We start from the raw sequence: 19,360 nt of genomic DNA on the forward strand, positions 1-19,360 counted from the left end.
TGCCTACACCGAAATTGTACACCGCCGGCGGCCGCAACGCACGATTGCCTGGAAAATTTCGGAGCGAATCCGGGCGAATGCCCATTCGCGTTCGGGCGCACTTGTCCCGAGTCCGATAACCGCGTAATATGGAAAGTAGGTAAAGTGGAGGAATGTTTACGATGCGTAAAAAACGAGTTCTGCTGCTTTCCGAAGGTTTCGGCACCGGTCATACCCAAGCGGCGCACGCGCTTTCGGTCGGGCTCCGCCAACTGTCTCCCCGCGTGCAGACGAAGGTCATCGAGCTGGGGACGTTTCTGAACCCGGTTATCGGGCCGCTGATTTTGTCCGCATACCGCAAAACCGTCAGCAGCAGACCCAAGCTTGTCGGCAAGCTTTACCGCAATCACTACGACAAATCGCTGAACCGGATGAAGAGGTTCGCCCTGCACCGGTTGTTTTACAATCATGTTTCCGATGTCATCGAGCAGCTTAAGCCGGACATCATCGTGTGCACGCATCCGTTTCCCAATGCGGTGGTCAGCCGGCTGAAGCGTCTCGGCCTGGACGTGCCCTTGTGCACGGTCATCACCGACTACGATGCGCACGCCACCTGGGTGAACCCGGAGGTGGACATGTATCTGGTCAGCACGTCTACCGTCCGGAACAAGCTGATCGCCCGCGGCATTCCGCCCGGCAAGATCGAAGTGACCGGCATCCCGGTGCATCCGAATTTCTGGCATCCGCATGACCGCGCCGAAATTCTGACGCAGTTCGGGCTTGCCGACATGCCGACCGTCCTCATTATGGGCGGCGGATGGGGGCTGATGTATTCCGAGCAAATGGTCGAGTACATGACCTCCTACGCCGACAAAGTCCAGCTGATCCTTTGCGTGGGCAGCAACGAAAAAGCGCGCGAGAAGCTGCTTGAGGATCCGAAGTTCCAGCATCCGAACATCAAGGTGCTCGGCTTCACCAAGGAGATCAGCAAGCTGATGGACGTCTCCGATCTTCTGGTCACCAAGCCCGGCGGCATGACCTGCACCGAAGGGATGGCCAAAGGCATTCCCATGCTGTTCTACGAGCCGATCCCCGGACAGGAGGAGGAAAACCTCGACTACTTCGTCACCCACGGGTTCGGCGAAGCGCTCACGTCCACCGAGACGATCGACCGCTGGTTCCGGCTGATTCAGGAGCCCTACGCGGCCGGTCAGCATCGCGATACGCTGCTTGCGCTGCGGAATGCCGAGTATAATCCGGCTAGGTGCTCGGAGGCGATTCTGGCCCTGTTGGAGTAAGCCGGGTTCCGGTCTTCCGCCGGCTCTGTCCGCTCTGTCCGCGTCCGGGCGTTTTGCCCGTCGCCTGCCCTTGCCTGAAGGGCCGGCTGAAGCGGAAAAGTATTGTTGTGTCCGAGCCGCCGGACGATGCGGCCGTCCGAAATCCCGGCCCTTAAGAAACGAACCTCCAAAACCACGGCCAAAGCGCGGGTTTGGAGGTTCGTTTGTTGCATATCAAAAGCGGGGAAAACGAAAGCTTTCCAAATTTCGAAAATGGCCGTTTGACACAGCCTCGCGCATCCGGTCTGACAGGGTCGAGCACGCCGACCCGCTCGAGCGGCTATGCAATTGCCACAACAGCAACTGCATAGCCCGTTTTCGCGTGCACCCCCGATTTAAGTGCCTAAACAGCAACTAAACCGGACATCCGCCCCGCCGAGCCGGTCGATCAGCTCTGCAATTGCCACAACAGCAACTGCATAGCCCGTTTTCGCGTGCACCCCCGATTTAAGTGCCTAAACGGCAACTAAACCGGACATCCGCCCCGCCAAGCCGGTCAAGCGGGATTGCAATTCGCAAAACCGTGCCGAATTATAACGCGCTGCCCCCGAAGAGGAAACGGTACTCCCAGTGCTTGCCGGCGATCGAATCGATGCGCACCCCTCCCGATTTTTGCGAATAGGTGTGCAAAATTTGCCCGTCGCCCAAATAAATGCCGACATGCGAGATTCTTGTGCTGAACGGGCTTTTGGAAGCGTAATTCGAGAGGCTTGTCCCTTTGTAATCCATAAAAAACATCAGGTCTCCGCGCTTTAGCTGCTTCCAGTCGGTCGTCACCTGCGACTTGCTGCGGACATAGGAGCCCTGGCCGCGGGAATCGGCCGGCAGCGTAATGCCCAGCGCATCTTTGAAGGCTTGTCTGACGAAGTCGGAACAGTCGAACGTCGACGTATCGTTCCGGTCCGAGCCGAATTCGTACGGTGTGCCCAAATATTTCATTCCCGCGGCGATGACGGACTCCACTTGGGAGGACGAGGGCGCAGCCCCGCCGGGAGCCGAGGGAGTAGAAGGCGTCGAAGGCGCCGCTATGCTTCCGGTCAGCTTGATGTACTTGGCCGACGAGCTGACGTAGCCCGATACGCCGTTCGCATCCGTTACCGCGTACCAATAGGCATTCACCTTCGAAGTGACCGTAACGTTCTCGTTCTTTTTCAAATAGCGGATGAGCGCCCCCGAAGTCGACGGCGACTTGCGGAAAGCCACGCCGGACACGATGACGGCATTGCTGCCGCGGGCCGTGACGGCAGAAGCGTCGCCGCCGACGAGACGGACGTACTTTTCCTGAGAGGAGACATATCCGATCTGGCCCGAAGCGTCCTTGACCTTGTACCAGTAGCTGTTCGTTTTTTCCAGCAGCGTCAAGGTCTCGCCCGGCTTCAAATGCCGCATGACGCTGGAAGACGTGCTCGGCGCCGTCCGGAAGTTGACCGGAGCGACAATGCTGACCGATTCCGGCTTCGCTGCCGCGGAACCTCCCGCCGGCGCGATCGCGGCCATCAGAAGCATGCCCGACAATAACAACGTGATTCGTCTCATGCGCATTTGGGTCCTCCTGTGATGTCAACGTTGTGAAGCGCGGCTCGGCTGCTTCGGGGTCTATTATAGGCGGCCCCCGGACGTCTTCCATCGGACCCGTTTCATAGGACTTCTCCAATCCATAGGCAAATAGGATCAAGAACAGACTAGGAACAAAGAACGCAACTTCGCTTCGCGCAAAGGATCAACCCGACTCGGAAATCCACCAATTACCAAACCTTATTTTGCATCCAAACGCAATTTGCGGAATTTTAAGCCTCAAAATTTGGAAACCGCAACGATCTTCCCGTTCCGCAAAAGGCTCCGACAACGAAAAAACACCCCGCCCTCCGGGTCTCCCGAAGGCGGGGCATTCGCTTCGCTTGCGCTTGACGGATCTGATTTCGGAAAAAGGTTCGGCTTATGTATGGCGGTTCTCCGGTGCTCACGGGATCGTCAGCCTGAACGTTTTGGACGGTTCGTTCCGATCGGCTCCGCAAGCCGTTAGACGGTATTCGGTTCCCCGTTCGGTCGGCCGTTCCTCCAAGCCGCCGCAATATTCGACCTCTTTGGCCGCACTCCCGAACGCGTCGCGCGTGTTGTCGAACCGGTATTCAATGCTCTCTCCGTCATAGCTCAAATCGTAAAAAATCGGGGCGCCCTCGACCGTATAGGCGGTAATATGCACCTCGTCCGGCGCGTGTCCTTTGACGTTGTCCGCAAACCGCTTCCACGCGTCTCCCCGGACCTTGCCGTCCGCCCCGATCACGACGTCGCCGTTTTGCTCCGCCTGCTCGGGCGAATACCGGATTCCGCCGATGAGATCGTGCAGCTTCTTGGTCGCTTCGGCCGTCAACCGGTAGCCGGTTCCGGTATCGCTCGCATCCATGTACATGCCGCGCGAGCCTTCCGCCGCCGCTTGATCGATCCACAGATGGATCGCCTGGGGAACTCCGTCGCGCTCGATCACGACGTCATAGTCGGCAAACGCATCGTTCAGGATGCTCGGCATGCGTTCCGCCGTATCGACGGCGTCTTCGAACGCCCGGATCTCTTCCGGTTTTTCGAACTTCCCGTACACCGCGCCGTTAACGAGACCGAACGTCTTGAACCGGCTGACCGTTACGCCGGGCTCCGCATCCGTTTCGGGGTACGCGTCTTGCGGCACCGACCCCTTCTCCGCGCGGCCGCACGAAGCCAGCAGCAGCAGAACGGCCGCCAGCGCGGCCAGCCACCTTGTTCTCATCCATCGATCCCTCGCGAAAAATGGTAATAGGGGCCCATTCGGGCCCCATCGGCCGCCCGGGCCGGCCTTTACGCCGGCTGCATGCGGGCGCGAAGCTCTTTGATTTCCGGATTTTCAAGATATTCGTCGTACGTCGTCAGCCGGTCGATCAGACCGTACGGCGTAATTTCGATAATCCGGTTCGCGATCGTTTGCACGAATTGATGGTCGTGCGAGGTGAAAATCATCGTCGCGTCGGTTTCGATCAGGCCGTTGTTGAGCGCCGTGATCGATTCCAGGTCGAGGTGGTTGGTCGGCTCGTCGAACATAAGCACGTTTGCGCCGGACAGCATCATTTTCGCCAGCATGCAGCGGACCCTCTCGCCTCCGGACAGAACGGACGCCTTCTTCAGCGCCTCGTCGCCCGAGAACAGCATCCGGCCGAGGAAGCCGCGGACGAACGTTTCGTCCTGGTCTTTGGAATATTGGCGAAGCCAATCCACCAGCGTCAGGTCCACCCCGTCGAAATAAGCCGAATTGTCTTTCGGGAAATACGCCGGCGTGATGGTGACCCCCCACGTAACCGAGCCGGAATCCGGCGCCAGCTCGCCCGCAAGAATCTGGAACAGCGCGGTCTTCGCCTGTCCGTACGGGCCGACGAGCGCGATTTTGTCGCCTTTGTTGACGACGAACGAAACGCCGTTCAGCAGCTTCTCGCCGTCGACGGTGAGCGAAACGTTGTCCACGGTCAAAATCTGCTTGCCCGCCTCGCGTTCCGGCTTGAACTGGATGAACGGATATTTGCGGTTGGAAGGCTTGATGTCGTCGAGCGTGATCTTTTCCAGCAATTTGCGGCGGCTGGTCGCCTGCTTCGCCTTCGACTTGTTGGCGGAGAAGCGCTGGATAAATTCCTGCAGCTCCTTGATCTTGTCTTCCTTCTTCTTGTTCTGTTCCCGCATCAGCTTGAGCGCAAGCTGGCTCGATTCGTACCAGAAATCGTAGTTGCCCACGTAAAGCTGGATTTTGCCGTAATCGATGTCGGCGATGTGCGTACAAACCTGGTTCAGGAAGTGCCGGTCGTGGGAAACGACGATAACGGTGCCCTGGTAGCGGGACAAAAAGTCTTCCAGCCAGCTGATCGACTCGATGTCCAGATGGTTGGTCGGTTCGTCCAGCAGCAGAATGTTGGGGCTGCCGAACAGCGCTTGCGCCAGCAGGACGCGAACCTTCTGGTTGCCGTCCAGCTCGGCCATTTTCTTGTCATGCAGCTCGGTCGCAATGCCCAGGCCGTTCAGCAGTTCCGCCGCTTCGCTCTCCGCTTCCCAGCCGTTCAGCTCGGCGAATTCCGCCTCGAGCTCGCCCGCGCGCATGCCGTCCTCGTCCGTGAAATCCGGCTTCGCATAGATGGCTTCCTTTTCCTTCATGACGTTGTAGAGACGCTCGTGGCCCATGATGACCGTCTCCAAAACGCCGTACTCGTCGTAGGCAAAATGGTCCTGCTTCAGCACCGCGAGGCGCTCGCCGGGGGTAATGTGCACCTCTCCGGTGGTCGGCTCGATCTCGCCGGACAAGATTTTCAGAAACGTCGATTTCCCGGCTCCGTTCGCCCCGATCAAACCGTAGCAGTTGCCCGGCGTAAACTTGATGTTGACGTCCTCGAACAGGGCACGCTTGCCGTAACGCAAACTCACGCCGCTTACCGTAATCATGACTTCGCTCTTCACTCCATTCCTTTGATCCGAAACGACTAACGTTGGGCGAACCTGATCGTTTCGCCGTGCTGCAGCATAATGATTTTCTCTTCGGGAATCTTCAGGCGCAAACGCTCCGCTTCCAGCCGCGACAAGGCATCCTTGGGCGTATCGTCGGCCAGCTTGAACGAACCGTAATGCATCGGCACGAAGTAATCCGCACCCAAATCCATGTACGCCTTCAGCGACTCTTCCGGACTGACGTGCTGGGGAGCCATGAACCATTCCGGCTCGTACGCTCCGATCGGCATGAGCGCGACATCGATTTTGAAGCGGCGTCCGATTTCCGCAAATCCCCGAAAATACCCGCTGTCCCCCGCGAAATACACGGTCGGACCCGCATCGCTTTCGAGCACCCATCCGCCCCAATGCGAATGGTTCGTGTCCCACAGCGTCCTTCGCGTCCAATGCTGCGCGGGCACGAAGGTGAACTTGACGCCGTGCAGCGTCACCTCTTCCCACCAGTTCAGCTCCTCGACGAGCCGAAAGCCTTTGACCAGCATTTTGCTGCGAAGCCCGGCGGGAACCAGCAGCCTCTTGGTCCCTTTCAATTTGCGCAAAGAGGCCAGATGCAGATGGTCGTAATGCGAATGGGAAACGAGCACAACGTCCACGGGCGGCATGTCCGACAATTCCACGCCCGGCGGCGCGAGCCGCTTATGCAGCGCCATTCGGCGCGCCCAGACGGGGTCGGTCACGATGTTCAGCCCGCACATTTGAATAAGAAAAGTCGAATGGCCGATCCATGTGATCGACGGTTCGCTGCGGTTGTGATGCAAAAAGCGCAAATCCGGGATCACATTCGGAACGCATTCGCTGTAATCTCTTTTCAAGAAATGCTGGAGGCGGTCCTGGCCCCACCGGAACAACTGGCGTCGGACCGCACTGTTGGCAGAGGCCGAATCCATGTTGACGTAGCGATGCTTGCGCATGTAACCCCTCCGATGATGTGCTCATTCATACTATAGCAGGAATCGGGGGAATGTACCAACGGAGCCGTGCCCAAATATCCGGACAATTTGCCCCTGTAGATTTCATAGGAACGGTAGGCTTGTTCCAGGTTCCCGGGCGTGACGAAGCAGGAAGGCTTGCCGAAGCGGTAAAAAGCGGTGTCTTCCAGGACGGAAGCGACAAAGTGCGAGCAGAAAAACGTGTTTTTGCGGTGCAGCTTCCTGCCGAGCAGGACGCCCGCAAGTCCGAGCAGGCTGTAGCCGTAGCGGTCCCGTTCGGCCATCATCGCGTCGACGCGGGCGCGCACCCGCCGATATTCGGCCTTGGAAACGGGCAGTCTGAAAATGGCGCATTCGGCGGCGCTGTAAAAAGGATCGCGCAAATTTTCGCGGATCATTCCGGCAAGCAGCGGGTTGCGGAGCTTTTTCCGCCCGAAGCTGTATATTTCACGCAACTCCGAATCGAAGGCGATGGAGGCGTGGTTCAATTCGTCCTTCGTAAACCATTGGATCGTCTTGCTGAACCAAGTCCCGGTTGCCGTGAGCACGACATAAACGGCGGTTTGCGGCGAACCGGACGTTCCGGTCGGCATGGCGAATCTCTCCCCTAACGAGCATCCGTTTGCAATTTATGCTAATGTAAAATGAGCGGGATGAAGACGTACGCCGGTTGTGTTTGCGTCGCGACCCGGGTCCGTACCGTCCCCCGACCTTGGCCGGGGAAGATGTCCTTGCTGTATCGGGAAAGTTGATGAAAACGGAGGCGAACGAAGCATGAAGCTGTTGTCGATCGAACCGACGCCGAGCCCCAATTCCATGAAGCTGAACGTCGACGAGAAGCTTCCCGCCGGCGAGCGTTATACGTATACATTGGCCAAGCGGGATCTGGTTCCGCCGTTTTATTTGCGCCTGCTTTCGATTCCGGGCGTCAAAAGCGTGTTCCGGACCGCGGACTTCATCGCGGTGGACCGCCGCCCGAACGCGGACTGGGCGGAAATCTTGGGCGCGGTGCGCGAGCTGTTCGGCGCGGACGGCGTCGCCGCGGAGGCGCTCGGCGCCCCGGAAGCCGGAGGATTCGGGGAAGCGCACGTGCTGGTGCAGATGTATCGCGGCATTCCGATCCAGATCCGGGTGCGCTACGGCGGCCAGGAGGCGCGCGCGGCGCTGCCGGAGCGGTTCGCGGCCGCGGTGACGGAGGCGGCCGGAGCGACGATGATTCGCGAGCGGAAGCTGGAGGAGATCGGCATCCGGTACGGGGAGCCGCAGGACATTTTGGAGGAAGTCAAGCGCGAGCTCGATGCGGCCTATCCGGACGAGCGGCTGCGGGAGCTGGTTGAGCAGGCGAAAGCGGCGGGTGCCGGCGGAGACGGGGCGGTCGTCCAGCCGGCTCCTCCCGCGGAGCTGTCGCGGGAGGAGCTGGAGCGGCGCCTGTCCGCGCCGGACTGGCAGACGCGCTACGCGGCGCTCTCCCGCGTGAAGCCCGCCCCGGAGCTGCTGCCGCTGCTGGCGAAAGCCGTGCGCGACGCGCACGTCTCGGTGCGCAGGCTCGCCGTCGTGTACCTCGGCGACCTGCGCAGCCCGGAGGCGCTTCCGTACTTGTTCGAAGCGCTGAAGGATTCGTCCCCCGCGGTCCGGCGGACGGCGGGGGACACCTTGTCCGATCTCGGCGATCCCGCCGCGATCGGACCGATGACGGCCGCGCTCAGCGACGCCAACAAGCTCGTCCGCTGGCGCGCGGCCCGGTTCCTCTACGAAGCCGGCGACGAGACGGCTTTGGAGGCGCTCGAGCGCGCCGCGGCCAGCGAGCCGGAATTCGAGGTGCGCCTGCAGGCCGAGATGGCCCTCGCCCGCATCAAAAGCGGCGAGGAAGCGGCCGGATCGGTATGGCAGCAGATGACCCGCATGCGGGAAGAAAACCGCGGCGGCGGCGACAAGGCGTAAGGCAGCGTACCGAAGCGGCGGCAGGCGATAGGGCGACAAGGCGATAAGCGGCCGCTCCCAAAGCAAGTCTGCTCGCTTGACGAAAACGAAAGAAATGGCGGTGCAAAGGAGGTTATCCCTGCATCGCCATTTCTTGTTTTCGGTCTGTTGCCGCTATCTTAAGCAAATGACGGGCTAGCGAGAGCCGTCCGACCTCCAAGCTCGCCTTCGGCAGGCACTCCCCATTCCCGCCTACCCGCTCCGACGAGCCGCGGGCCGGCTCAAGCCTTTTTCAGCCGTTACATCCCGGCGACAGCCGCCAGGCTCAGTTCAGAAAGCCTTCCAGCGCGATCGTCGGCTTCATGTCGGACTGCCAGGCGCCTTTATTGTAGCCGCCATTGTAGCCGGGGGTAGCCTCGGGCTCCCAATAAAACACGCCAAGCCCTTTGCCTCCGGAAAGATTCCGGACCTTCGTCTTGATGTCGGAGATGAAGCTCTTCGCTGCCGAAGGCTGGTTGTAGTCCATGCCGATTTCGGAGATCATGATGCTCTTGCCGTAGCGCGAAATCAGATCGTTCGCGTTGCTGATCGTCTGATTGACCTTCGTCTGCCAGTCGGACGCGGACGGGTACAGCGACATGCCGATAATGTCAAACGTCGCGCCGTTGCTGATCAGCCCGCCGATGTTCCAAACGAACAGCGAATTGTCGTAGCCGTTGGACAAATGGACGATCGTCTTCGTGGAGCTGCTGATCGACTTGACCGCGTTGTTGCCGGTATTGACGAGCCAGGCGTAATTACGCATGTTGACGGACGCCTTGCCGTCATCCCACAGCATGCCGTTGTTCGTCTCGTTGCCGATCTGCACCCAGTCCGGCGTAACGCCTCTGCTCTGCATCGTCGTCATCACATCGCGCGTCCAGTTCCATACGGCGTCCATCAATTGCTCGAACGTATAATTTTGCCACGCAGCCGGCTTGGTTTGCTTGCCGGGGTCCGCCCACGAATCGCTGTAGTGCAGCGTCAGCATGACGCTCATGCCGGCGTTTTTCGCCCGCTGGGCCAAGTCGGCCGCGCGTTCCTTGTTCAAGTAGCCGTTGCCGTAATCGCTTGACGGATTGACAAACACGCGGATCCGGACGGAGTTGATCTGGTAATCCTGCTTTAAAATGTCAATGATGTCCCGCTGCACGCCGTTTTTGTCCTTCCATTTGTACCCTTGCGCCTCCATGCCCGGAACCCAGCTGATGTCCGCGCCTTTCGCAAATGCCGGGGCGGCTTTCGCGTCGCCGGGAGACACGGCGTTGCCGAGCGCCAGGGCCAAACCGAGCAGCGCCGTCAACAGCCATCCGAACGTTTTTCTTCTCATCCCGATTCTCCTCTCGTTTCGATTCAGCAGGCCTCCGGCTCCTACGCCGTTTAACGTCCCTCCTTTCCTCTCTTCACCCCTAATTGTAAGCGCTTTTAAAAATGCGAACAGGACATTATGGAAACAATCAGGATGTTTTCATAACCTGTCGGATGCGGACGCGAGGCGCGGACCGCCAAGTCTTCCGCGGCCTTCGCACGCGGCGTTATGGGGCGGTTTCAGCCGCCCCCGCGGCGCTGCCGGGCGGTGCGGCCGCCGGGCCGGGCCTGCACGGAGACACCTGCCTGCATGGGATGTACCTGCCTCCACGTGCTGCGATTACCTGCGCATGCCACACCTGCCTGCACGGTCCGTACCTGCACATGTCACACCTGCTTGCGCATGCCACACCTGCTTGCACCGGCTGTACCTGCCTTCCACGGGCTATACCTCTGCCTCCACATACCACGCCTTCCTGCACATGCCACGCCTGCCTGCACGGACCGCGCCTGCCTGCATCCGGCTACGAACGCAGCGCATCCCATGACGCCAGCTTGCGGCCGGCGAAGTCGAACAGCGTCAGATTCGACCAGTTATTGGCATGGCCGACCGACCACGACGTTTTGGCCGGAATCCAGGCGGGTTCCCACCAGTAAAGCCCCCGCCCCAATCCGTTCGGAACCCCGCGGATCACCGCCATCAGATCGCGCAAATAAGCGGACTGCCCTTCGACCGACGCCGGATAGCCCGGGTGCAGCTGGTCCTCCCGCCCGACGATCAGGCCGTCCCCCTCTTGGGCCCGAAGCGTCCATGGATAAGCGGTCTCCGCGACATAGACGGGCTTGCCGAACTCGCGCGCCGTTTGCTCCAGGTTGCCGCGCAGATCGTCCAGCGTGCCGTGCCACCACGGATAAAACGACTGCCCGATCACATCGAAATCGACCCCGCTCCTGCGCATCCGATCGAAAAACTTGAACGTTCCCGGCCAGTCGCCGCCCCGGTCGATATGAAGCATCACCTCGGCTTGCGGCGCCGTCTCTCTGACCGCCAGCACGCCCGCTTTCAAGAGGGACGCGAGCGCCTCCCACTGTCCGTCCGTGTCGAACTCGCCGTCCACCCGGCCTTCATCCCACAGCAGGCCGTTCGTAATCTCATTGCCGACCTGCACCATATCGGGCGGCGTGCCCTGCTTCGCAAGCGCGGACAGCACCTCGGACGTGTACCGGAACACCTCGCGCCCCAGCCCGTCCAGATCCAGCCCCGCCCAGGCTTTCGGCTTCCATTGTTTCCCCGGATCGGCCCAGCCGTCCGAATAATGGAAATCCAGCAAAAAGTGCAGTCCCCGCGCTTTGATCCTCCTGGCCATAACGAGCGTGCGTTCCAGATTGCAGAAGCCTCCGGGAGGATCGTTCCAGATCCGCAGGCGGATCGAGTCCGTTCCGGCATCTTGCAGAATGGCCATTATGTCCCGTCTTTCCCCGCGTTCGTAGTACGCCCCGCCCGCCGCTTCAATCTCGTCGGCAAACGAAATATCCATGCCGATCAACAAACGGTTTTCCAAGCGCTTCGCCTCCCCGCTTCCGCTTACTCTTTCACCGAACCCAGCACAAGCCCCTTGATAAAAAAACGCTGCAAAAACGGATACACGATCAGCACCGGCAGCGCGCCGATAAAAATTTGCGCCGCGTTGATCGTCTTCTGCGACAGCAAATCGAACTCTTCCTTGCTGAAGCTCATCGAGCTCATATCCCGCGACACGATCACCGTCTGCAAATACGTAGCGAGCGGATAATCCTCCTTGTTGCTGAGGTACAGCAGCCCGTCGAACCAGGAGTTCCAGTGCCACACCATCGCGAACAGGCCGAGTGTGGCGAGCGCCGGCAGCGATAGGGGCAGGTAGATCCGGAACAGAATGCCGAACTGCCCGGCTCCGTCGATCAGCGCCGCCTCTTCGAGCTCCCTCGGCACGCCGCGAAAATAGTTCATGAGCAGAATCGTCAGCCACACGTTGACCGCTCCGGGGAGAATCAGCACCCAGAACGAGTCCGTCAAGCCGAGCTTCTGAATCACGATATAAAACGGAACCAGCCCGCCGTTGAAAATCATCGTAAACACGAAGATCCAGGCGTAAACCGAGCGTCCCTTGAACTGGTTGTTTTCCTTGGACAGCGCGTAAGCCGCAAGACAGGCGGTCAGCAAGATGACAAACGTGCCGAGCACCGTGCGCTTGACCGCGACCCAGAGCGAGCCCAGAAACACCGGGTTGTTGATCGTCTTTTTGTAAGCCTCCACGGAAAAATCGACCGGCCACAAGCCGACCAGGTTGGCATCGGCCGCGGCTTTGGCGCTGAACGATACGGCAAACACATGCACGAGCGGGATGATGCACAGAACGGACAGCACCAATAGAAAAGTCGTATTGAAAAAGCTGAAAATCCGGTACGGCGTCGTCTTATGGTACATAAACCGGCCTCCTCCCTAAAACACCCGGTAATTCGCCAGCTTGTAGGCCAGCCGGTACGCGACGATAATCAGCAGCATGCTGATGACGGATTTGAACAGGCCGACCGCCGTCGCAAAACCGAAATCGCCGTCGATGATGGCCGTCCGGTACACGAACGTGTCGATAATGTCGCCCTTGTCGTAGACGAGAGAATTGTAAAGGTTAAAAATCTGGTCGAACCCCGCGTTCAAAATATTGCCGAGCGACAGCGTGCCGACCACGATCGCCATCGGCAGAAGCGACGGAATCGTAATGTGCAGCGTCTGCTTCCAGCGGCTTGCTCCGTCCACCTCCGCGGCTTCGTACAAGGACGGATTGATGTTCGCCAGCGCCGCAATGAAGACGATCGTGCCGTATCCGAACTCCTTCCACACCTCCGACACGACGACCGTCACCCGGAACCAGTTCCCGTCGCCGAGGAAAAACACCGGACCGAGCCCGAAAAACCCAAGCACACGGTTCGCGAAGCCGCCGTCCGTGGACAGGAAGTTCACGAGAATGCCGCCGAGGATAACCCATGACAAAAAATGCGGCAAATACACGAGCGTCTGGATCGTCCGGCTCAGCAGCCGCTTGCGCACCTCGTTCAGCAAAATCGCAAACGTAAAAGGTACGATCAGGTTGAACACGATTTTGAGCACCGAGATGACGAGCGTGTTCCAAATCACCTGGATGCTGTCGTCCCTCTCGAACAGCGCCCGGAAGTGGTCGAGTCCGATCCACGGCGATCCGGTAAAGCCGAGCCAGGGCTTGTAGTCCATAAAAGCCATCACGATGCCGGCCATCGGCACGTAATTGAACACGATCAAGAACAGAAGCGCCGGCCACACCATGAGGTGAAACGGCCAGGTGCGCGTCCACGTTGCCATCGATTTCCGCCTCCTTTAACCCGTACGCTTCCCGTTAAACCCTGATGGCCTGAAAAGCAATGCTTTCGCCTATTTGCAGCTCATTCGCATACACCGTTGCTTGGATGGCAATGGGAAGCCGCTGCAATTGCGATGACGTCACTTGGGCGCCGATTGAAAACGGCCGCGAACGAAAAGGGCAGCCGGTAAGCCGGCTGCCTCCTTTCCGGTCCGCCCGGCCGGGTCAATGGGCCGAAGCGTACCACTCGTTGACTTCCTTCGTAATCTGGTCGCCGCCGGAGGACTTCCAGGTTCCGACGAATTTATCGAACTCGTCCAGGCCTTTTTTGCCGTAAATGATTTCGTTAAACGTCTGTAGCTCGATTTTTTTCAAATAGTCCAGCTTGGACTGCATCGTCGGCGTGGCCGGACCGGTGAACATGTCCTTGTAGGAGATGTCCGGCTGCGACATCAGCACCTTGGCGGCGGCCGGCGTTTCCGGGCCGTAATTGTTTTTGACTTCCTTCTCCAGCCGGGTAACCGGCTCCTTGCCGTCCGCCAGGTTCAGCAGCGCCTTCATCTGGGCGTCCGGAATGCGGGCCCCGTCCTTGACCAGCCAGTAGCGGTTGATGTTCACTTCGCCGCCCGGAATTTTGTCGAGATAAACCGGGTTGCCGTTTGCGTCCAGATCGTAGTCGTACCCTTTGAACACGCCGATGTCCCACTGGCTGCCCGGCTCCGGGTCCGCCAGATGATCGAACAAGTAATTCTGATACGTAAACAGCGCCTCCGGATGCTTCATGTCTTTGTGGATCAGCGTTACGCCGGAGGTAAAGTGCGTGCCGTGCCGCCCCGCCTTGCCGTCCGGTCCGGTCGGAATCGGGTAAGGCTTCCACACCGCGTGAGGCACGTTCTTGGCCGTATCCAGCAGCGGCCAGCCGCTCATCCAGTAAGGTCCGGGGATGATCCCCGCCGTTCCCGCGACCGCCGGCTCGGCCGTTTTGTTCTCGTCCCACAGCGCGGCTTCCGCCGGAATGTAGCCTTTGTCCCGCCACTTTTTGAGCGTCTCCAGCGCCTGCTTCGATGCCGGATGGATGGAGCCCCATTCCAGCTTGCCGTCCGCGCCGACGTTCCACTGCCCGGGAATGGTGCCGTAGGCGCCGAACACCCACGAGGGATCGCCCATCCACGTGTTCATGGTCGTCTTGAAGCCGATGGACAGCGGCGTGACCTTGTCCGGGGACAATCCGTCCGGATTGCGGTTTTTGAACGCATCCATGATGTTTTCCAGATCGGCGAGCGTTTTCGGCCCTTCCAGGTTCAGCTTGTCCAGCCAGTCCTGGCGAATCCAGAGCAGATAGTCGTGGTTGTAGGCGTAGTCGAGCACCGGAATGCCCATTTTCTTGCCGTCCCGCATATAGGGATTCCATACGTTCGGATCGAGGTTCATCGCCTGCTTCCACTTGTCGTTGGCATACTGGTCGAACAGGGAGCCGACTTCGCGGAACATGCCCGTATCGATCAAGTCCTGCGCAAGCTGCGCATCGCCGATCGTCACGACATCGGGCATCTTCTGGTTGGACGACATCGCCAGCCGCATCTTCGTGACGAACGCGTTGTTGGTGTCCGTCACGGACCACAGCGACTTAATCTCGATGCCGAGCGTCTCGAGCGCCCATCGGGTCGCGACGTTGTTTTCGATCGTTTCGCCGTTTTTGAATTTCAGCGCCGGATCGACGCCCCACACCGTCGTGATCGTGACGGGCGGATCGTACTTGTCCTTGTAGGCGCTTGCCGTTTCGCCGGAGCCGGTTGCGGAAGCGGACGCTGATCCTTCCGGGGCGGGCGAATTCGCGTTTTTGCCGCCGTTTCCCGAACAGGCCGTCACGAGCGCCGTCACCAGCGCCAGCGTCAGCCACAGCAACCCTTTTCGTTGTTTGCGGGCTTTCATGCGGTTCCCCCTCGCTTCAAAGTAATCGGTTTCACGGTTCATTATAGGGGAGCCCGCCGGGAGAGCCTATGGCGCGCTTCCAACATTTCTGCACCTTTCGCAGCTTTTTGCCGCGCGGGCGTTCGCGCCCCCGCACACACCCCGCCCGCTATTGGTCGCGGTACTCGTTGGGCGTCATCCCGTAATATTTGCGGAACATTTTGCTGAAGTATTGCGGGTTTTGATAGCCGAGCTCGGTCGTAATCTCGTAAATTTTTTTGTTTGTCGACCGGAGCAGGTACTGCGCCTTCTCCATGCGGATGCGGATGATGTAGTCGCCCAGGCTTTCGCCCGTTTCCATCTTATAGATCTTGGACAAATAGACGGGATGCAGGAACACCTTGTCCGCGATCGTCTTGACCGACGTCTCCTGTCCGATGTCGTTCATGACCAGCTCCTGAACGCGCCCCACGATGCGGCTCCTCTGATTGCGGTCGCTCTCCGACAGCTCGCGCTCCAGCTTTTCCAGCATGTCCAGCCCCCACTTCCGGAGCTTGTCAGGGGCATGCACGGACGAAGGGTCGAGCAGCGGGTCGAGCCCGCTGCCGTCGATCTGATGGAGCAGCAGCCCTTCCCTGTGCGCGAGGTACAAATACGCGTTCGAAATCGACAAAAACGCTTCGTACACATGCTCGCCGGTTGCCGGCATCCCTTCCAGCGCGCCGAACACCGCTTCGATTTTCGCTTTGGCCGCGGCCCACTGCTTCGATTCCAGCAAATGGATGAGGGTCGGCGGCTTGTAGAGGATTTCCAGCGGCTTAACGGTTATATGTCCGGACGCAAAATCCTCCTGAAATAAAATGGCCGGGCCTTCTCCCCGGCCGTAACGGAGAACGGCCGCCAGCGCGCTGCGGTACGTGACGGACAGCTCGTCCGGGAATACAAACCAATGCGTCACGACCGTCGAAATATCGCCTTTCAGGTAATGGCGGACCTGCCGGTGGAATTCGCTGACGAGCGGCTCCAGCTGCGCCTTCGTCGGATGGCTTCCGCCCGTTCCCTCAAGCGACGCCAGCAGGACGAGCGCGTCGTGCGGCGTTTTGCCGTGCCAGATGCGGAGCCGGTCCGAGAACACTTCCTCGGCGATATTGCCGACGGCATATTCCAACAGCGGCAGCGACTGCGCGTCGTAGCGGTCGAACTGCCGGCCGAGCCGCACCAGCATCATAAACGCCATTTCCCCCGCCCGGAGAGGAATTTCGTACTGCTTCAGCTTCGCTTCGATCGCGCTTCGGGGCCATTGCCGCCCCAGCACGAGATCCCGCATCAGATGCTCCCTCAGCGCCGGGAGATCCGACTTCATATCGTACATCAGCCGGTGAAGCCGCTCGGTTTCCGCCCATTCGTCGCGCAAAGCATCGATGGCGGCCGAAACGCTGGCCATAAACTCCCCGTCGTTGACCGGCTTCAGAATATAGTCGGACACCTGAAGACGAATGGCGCGCTTGGCATATTCGAAGTCGGAATGGCCGGTCAGCAGCAGGCAGCGGATATTCGGCCATCGCGCCTGAACGCTTTCGATCAGCTCCAGCCCGTCCATTTCGGGCATGCGGATGTCGGATACGAGAATATCGACCGGTTTCTCCTCCAGAATGCGCAGCGCTTCCGCCCCCGAAGACGCGCAGTAGACCTCGCGAATGTCCAGCAGTTCCCACGGAATCGTTCTCCGCAGGCTTTCCGTCAAATACGTCTCGTCGTCCACAAGCAAAATCTCGATCATGCGTATGCCTTCGCCTCCGCAGGATTAGTAGTTTTCGGCCGCCAGCGAAGCGTCACCCGCAGTCCGCCGAGCGGGGACGCTTCGACGTTCAGGCCGGCCGATTCCCCGAACCGCAGCTGCAGCCGCTGGTTGACGTTCCACAGCCCGCAGCCCGTCCTCTCGTCTATGGCGGAACCGAGCCGCCTGAGCAGCTCCTCCCGCGCTTTCTCGTCCATCCCTTTGCCGTTGTCGTCCACGACGATTCTGAACTCGCCGTCCCGTTCGGATACGGTGAGCGCAATCATGCCTTCCCCGTCTTTCTTCTCAATGCCGTGCACGATCGCGTTCTCGACGAGCGGCTGCACGACCAGCGGCGGGATTTCGATTCTGCGCAAGCGGGACGGCAGATCGATCCGAACCTCCAGCCGGTTTCGTCTCAGCTTGTGAATTTCCAGGTAGCTGCCCACGAAGTCCAGTTCCTCGGACAGCGGCACGAAATCCCGTTCCTGCCTGGTCGTATAGCGGTAATAGCTGGACAGATTTTCCGCCATCGCGACGACGGCCGGATAGTTTTGCATTTTCGCCATGCTGGATATAAACGAGAAGCAGTTGTAGAAAAAATGCGGATTGATTTGCGACTGAAGCTGCTTCAGCCGCGCTTCCCGCACGTGGATCCGTTCCAGGTACACCTTTTCGAACAGCTCCTGAATTTGCTCGACCATCGAGTTGAAGCGCATGAAGACGAAGCTGAATTCGTTTGTCCCCTTCGGCTTCAGCCTGACCGAATAGTCCTCGAGCTTCAGCTTCAGAAAGCTGCCGACAAGCTGCTTCAGCGGGGCCTGGACCTGGGCGTACAGCACGTAGGCCAGCACGCAGCCCATCAGCAGAAGCGAGCCGACCGCCGCATAGAACATCCGGTTCGTCTCGACGATCGGGCCGACGACGTCGGACAGCGGGATATAATCGATCAGATGCCACCCGGTTGTGGCCGACCACTGCGAATTGACCAGATAAGGCTTGCCGCCGAGCCGAACCGTCTGGTTGCTGACGTCCATCGTCCCTTCCGCTTCGAGCTTGCGGATCAGTTCTTCTGCGATGGCCCGGTTGGGATCGCTGCTGAAGATCGCGCCGACGCCTTCTTTATAGAAAAAGGGATCCCTCCGTCCGTCGCTTTTGAATTCGTCCAGCATCTGCACGATATTGCGGCTGTCGAACCGGACTTCGATGATCAGATTCGCATCCTGCGGGTGATCGAAGGACCCGTAGGGCGTGGCCGTAAACAAGGAAAACAGCAGCCGGCCGTCGCTTTCTTCCTTGACCTGCCAGCCCCGCTTCATCCGCTTCTTCAACTCGGCGTCGTCGTACGTTCTCACGTCGTTCGAGGATACGACCCGTCCGAGAGCCGGGGAATAAATATACAGCGAGTTTTGCCAGTTGGAGGAGTTCTCCTGAATGCTGAGCTTGCGCTGAATGCGGTTGATCAGCGTGATCATGTCGAGCGGCAGCGAAGGCCCGGGATTGTCGAACGTATCCCTTAACTCCGCAATATCGGGGTCGTGGATCAGCAGATTCGTCCACAACGCCATCGTCGAGATATTTGTGTCGATCTGATTCTGGAAAAAGACAAGCCGGTTCGTGTTGGAGCGATCCAGCTCGCTGCGCAGCACCCCGGTGCTTGTCCGGTTCGAGATCAAGTACAGCCCCATGATCGGGAGCAGCATGGCAACAAGGATAAGGACGATTTTGGTAAACAGGTTGATTTTCGGCATGACCGCATCTCCGTCCCGGCTGAGAAATGGAGGGGAATTCATACTTGCTGAACTGCAGAAAAAGGTTGCCCGGATCTGGACAACCCCTGATTTTGGAAACGCTTTTATTTTATACGTTCGGAAGACGGATGAAAAGAGGCACGATTGCAACATTTCCGCTCTTTTCGCATCCGGATTCGGCGATAGCATTCGCAAAAAAAAGCAAACGTTTTGTAATGAAACCGTAATATCGCTTTCATCTATCTTTCATAAAAGGAGCCATTCCTGTAATGAATGAATTCGAGGTTTGAATGAAAAAAGTACCTTCTGTATACTGGGGAACGTTCCGACCAAAGAACAAATCCCAGCGCAGGAGGCACTCTACAATGAAGTATAAACACGCCAGGAAACAGAATCAACGAATTCAACAAATTACCGAATCAACTCTTGTTGTCGGGGCCGACATTGCCAAGAAAACACATGTCGCCAGAGCCGTCGATTTCCGCGGAATCGAGCTCGGTAAAGACTGCGTGTTCGGCAATGATCA

General features: G+C 59.0%; 14 protein-coding genes and 1 pseudogene. 3 read left to right on the forward strand and 12 right to left on the reverse strand.

Annotation, left to right across the window (positions count from 1 at the left end; translation table 11 throughout):
• Positions 1-161 precede the first annotated feature (161 nt).
• Positions 162-1,277, forward strand: a complete 1,116-nt coding sequence (locus tag F560_RS0113660) for an MGDG synthase family glycosyltransferase (RefSeq protein WP_019006299.1) — start codon at positions 162-164, stop codon at positions 1,275-1,277.
• 570 nt (positions 1,278-1,847) lie between these two features.
• Here F560_RS0113660 and F560_RS0113665 read toward each other — a convergent pair.
• From F560_RS0113665 to F560_RS23325, 5 genes are all read right to left on the reverse strand, one after another.
• The gene (locus F560_RS0113665) at positions 1,848-2,858 is read right to left on the reverse strand and encodes a C40 family peptidase (RefSeq protein ID WP_019006300.1); all 1,011 of its coding nucleotides are present in this window, start codon (positions 2,856-2,858) and stop codon (positions 1,848-1,850) included.
• Positions 2,859-3,276: 418 nt separating this feature from the next.
• A complete protein-coding gene (locus F560_RS0113670) occupies positions 3,277-4,077 on the reverse strand; it encodes a DUF4362 domain-containing protein (RefSeq protein WP_019006301.1) in 801 nt (266 codons plus the stop codon).
• Positions 4,078-4,145: 68 nt separating this feature from the next.
• Positions 4,146-5,765 carry an ABC-F family ATP-binding cassette domain-containing protein gene (locus F560_RS0113675; RefSeq protein WP_019006302.1) on the reverse strand — a complete coding sequence of 540 codons (1,620 nt, stop codon included), beginning with the start codon at positions 5,763-5,765 and terminating at the stop codon, positions 4,146-4,148.
• Between the two features lie 38 nt (positions 5,766-5,803).
• Positions 5,804-6,739 carry an MBL fold metallo-hydrolase gene (locus F560_RS0113680; RefSeq protein WP_026298278.1) on the reverse strand — a complete coding sequence of 312 codons (936 nt, stop codon included), beginning with the start codon at positions 6,737-6,739 and terminating at the stop codon, positions 5,804-5,806.
• Positions 6,637-7,350, reverse strand: a complete 714-nt coding sequence (locus F560_RS23325) for a hypothetical protein (protein WP_019006304.1) — start codon at positions 7,348-7,350, stop codon at positions 6,637-6,639. The genes F560_RS0113680 and F560_RS23325 overlap by 103 nt, the downstream gene beginning before the upstream one ends.
• 181 nt (positions 7,351-7,531) lie before the next feature.
• On the opposite strand from F560_RS23325, the gene F560_RS0113690 reads away from it, so the two are divergent.
• Positions 7,532-8,698: a virulence factor gene (locus F560_RS0113690; protein ID WP_019006305.1), complete on the forward strand. Its 1,167-nt coding sequence runs from the start codon at positions 7,532-7,534 to the stop codon at positions 8,696-8,698.
• 304 nt (positions 8,699-9,002) lie between these two features.
• Here F560_RS0113690 and F560_RS0113695 read toward each other — a convergent pair whose 3' ends face one another.
• From F560_RS0113695 to F560_RS0113725, 7 genes are all read right to left on the reverse strand, one after another.
• Positions 9,003-10,046 carry a glycoside hydrolase family 53 protein gene (locus F560_RS0113695; RefSeq protein WP_019006306.1) on the reverse strand — a complete coding sequence of 348 codons (1,044 nt, stop codon included), beginning with the start codon at positions 10,044-10,046 and terminating at the stop codon, positions 9,003-9,005.
• 502 nt (positions 10,047-10,548) lie between these two features.
• Entirely contained in the window at positions 10,549-11,586 is a 1,038-nt protein-coding gene (locus tag F560_RS0113700; RefSeq protein ID WP_019006307.1) for a glycoside hydrolase family 53 protein, read from the reverse strand.
• Between the two features lie 23 nt (positions 11,587-11,609).
• Positions 11,610-12,488, reverse strand: a complete 879-nt coding sequence (locus F560_RS0113705) for a carbohydrate ABC transporter permease (protein WP_019006308.1) — start codon at positions 12,486-12,488, stop codon at positions 11,610-11,612.
• Between the two features lie 15 nt (positions 12,489-12,503).
• A complete protein-coding gene (locus tag F560_RS0113710) occupies positions 12,504-13,397 on the reverse strand; it encodes an ABC transporter permease (protein WP_019006309.1) in 894 nt (297 codons plus the stop codon).
• 223 nt (positions 13,398-13,620) lie between these two features.
• Positions 13,621-15,327 carry a type 2 periplasmic-binding domain-containing protein gene (locus F560_RS0113715; RefSeq protein WP_019006310.1) on the reverse strand — a complete coding sequence of 569 codons (1,707 nt, stop codon included), beginning with the start codon at positions 15,325-15,327 and terminating at the stop codon, positions 13,621-13,623.
• Positions 15,328-15,475: 148 nt separating this feature from the next.
• Positions 15,476-17,086, reverse strand: coding sequence for a response regulator (locus F560_RS0113720; protein WP_019006311.1), 1,611 nt, complete (start codon positions 17,084-17,086; stop codon positions 15,476-15,478).
• Complete coding sequence (locus F560_RS0113725; RefSeq protein ID WP_019006312.1) at positions 17,083-18,834, reverse strand: sensor histidine kinase; 1,752 nt, start codon at positions 18,832-18,834, stop codon at positions 17,083-17,085. The genes F560_RS0113720 and F560_RS0113725 overlap by 4 nt, the downstream gene beginning before the upstream one ends.
• A 365-nt stretch (positions 18,835-19,199) precedes the next feature.
• Here F560_RS0113725 and F560_RS25610 point away from each other — a divergent pair.
• Positions 19,200-19,360, forward strand: a pseudogene (locus tag F560_RS25610) (IS110 family transposase); the annotation flags it as partial.

The organism is Cohnella laeviribosi DSM 21336 (assembly GCF_000378425.1).
GTDB lineage: Bacteria > Bacillota > Bacilli > Paenibacillales > Paenibacillaceae > Cohnella > Cohnella laeviribosi.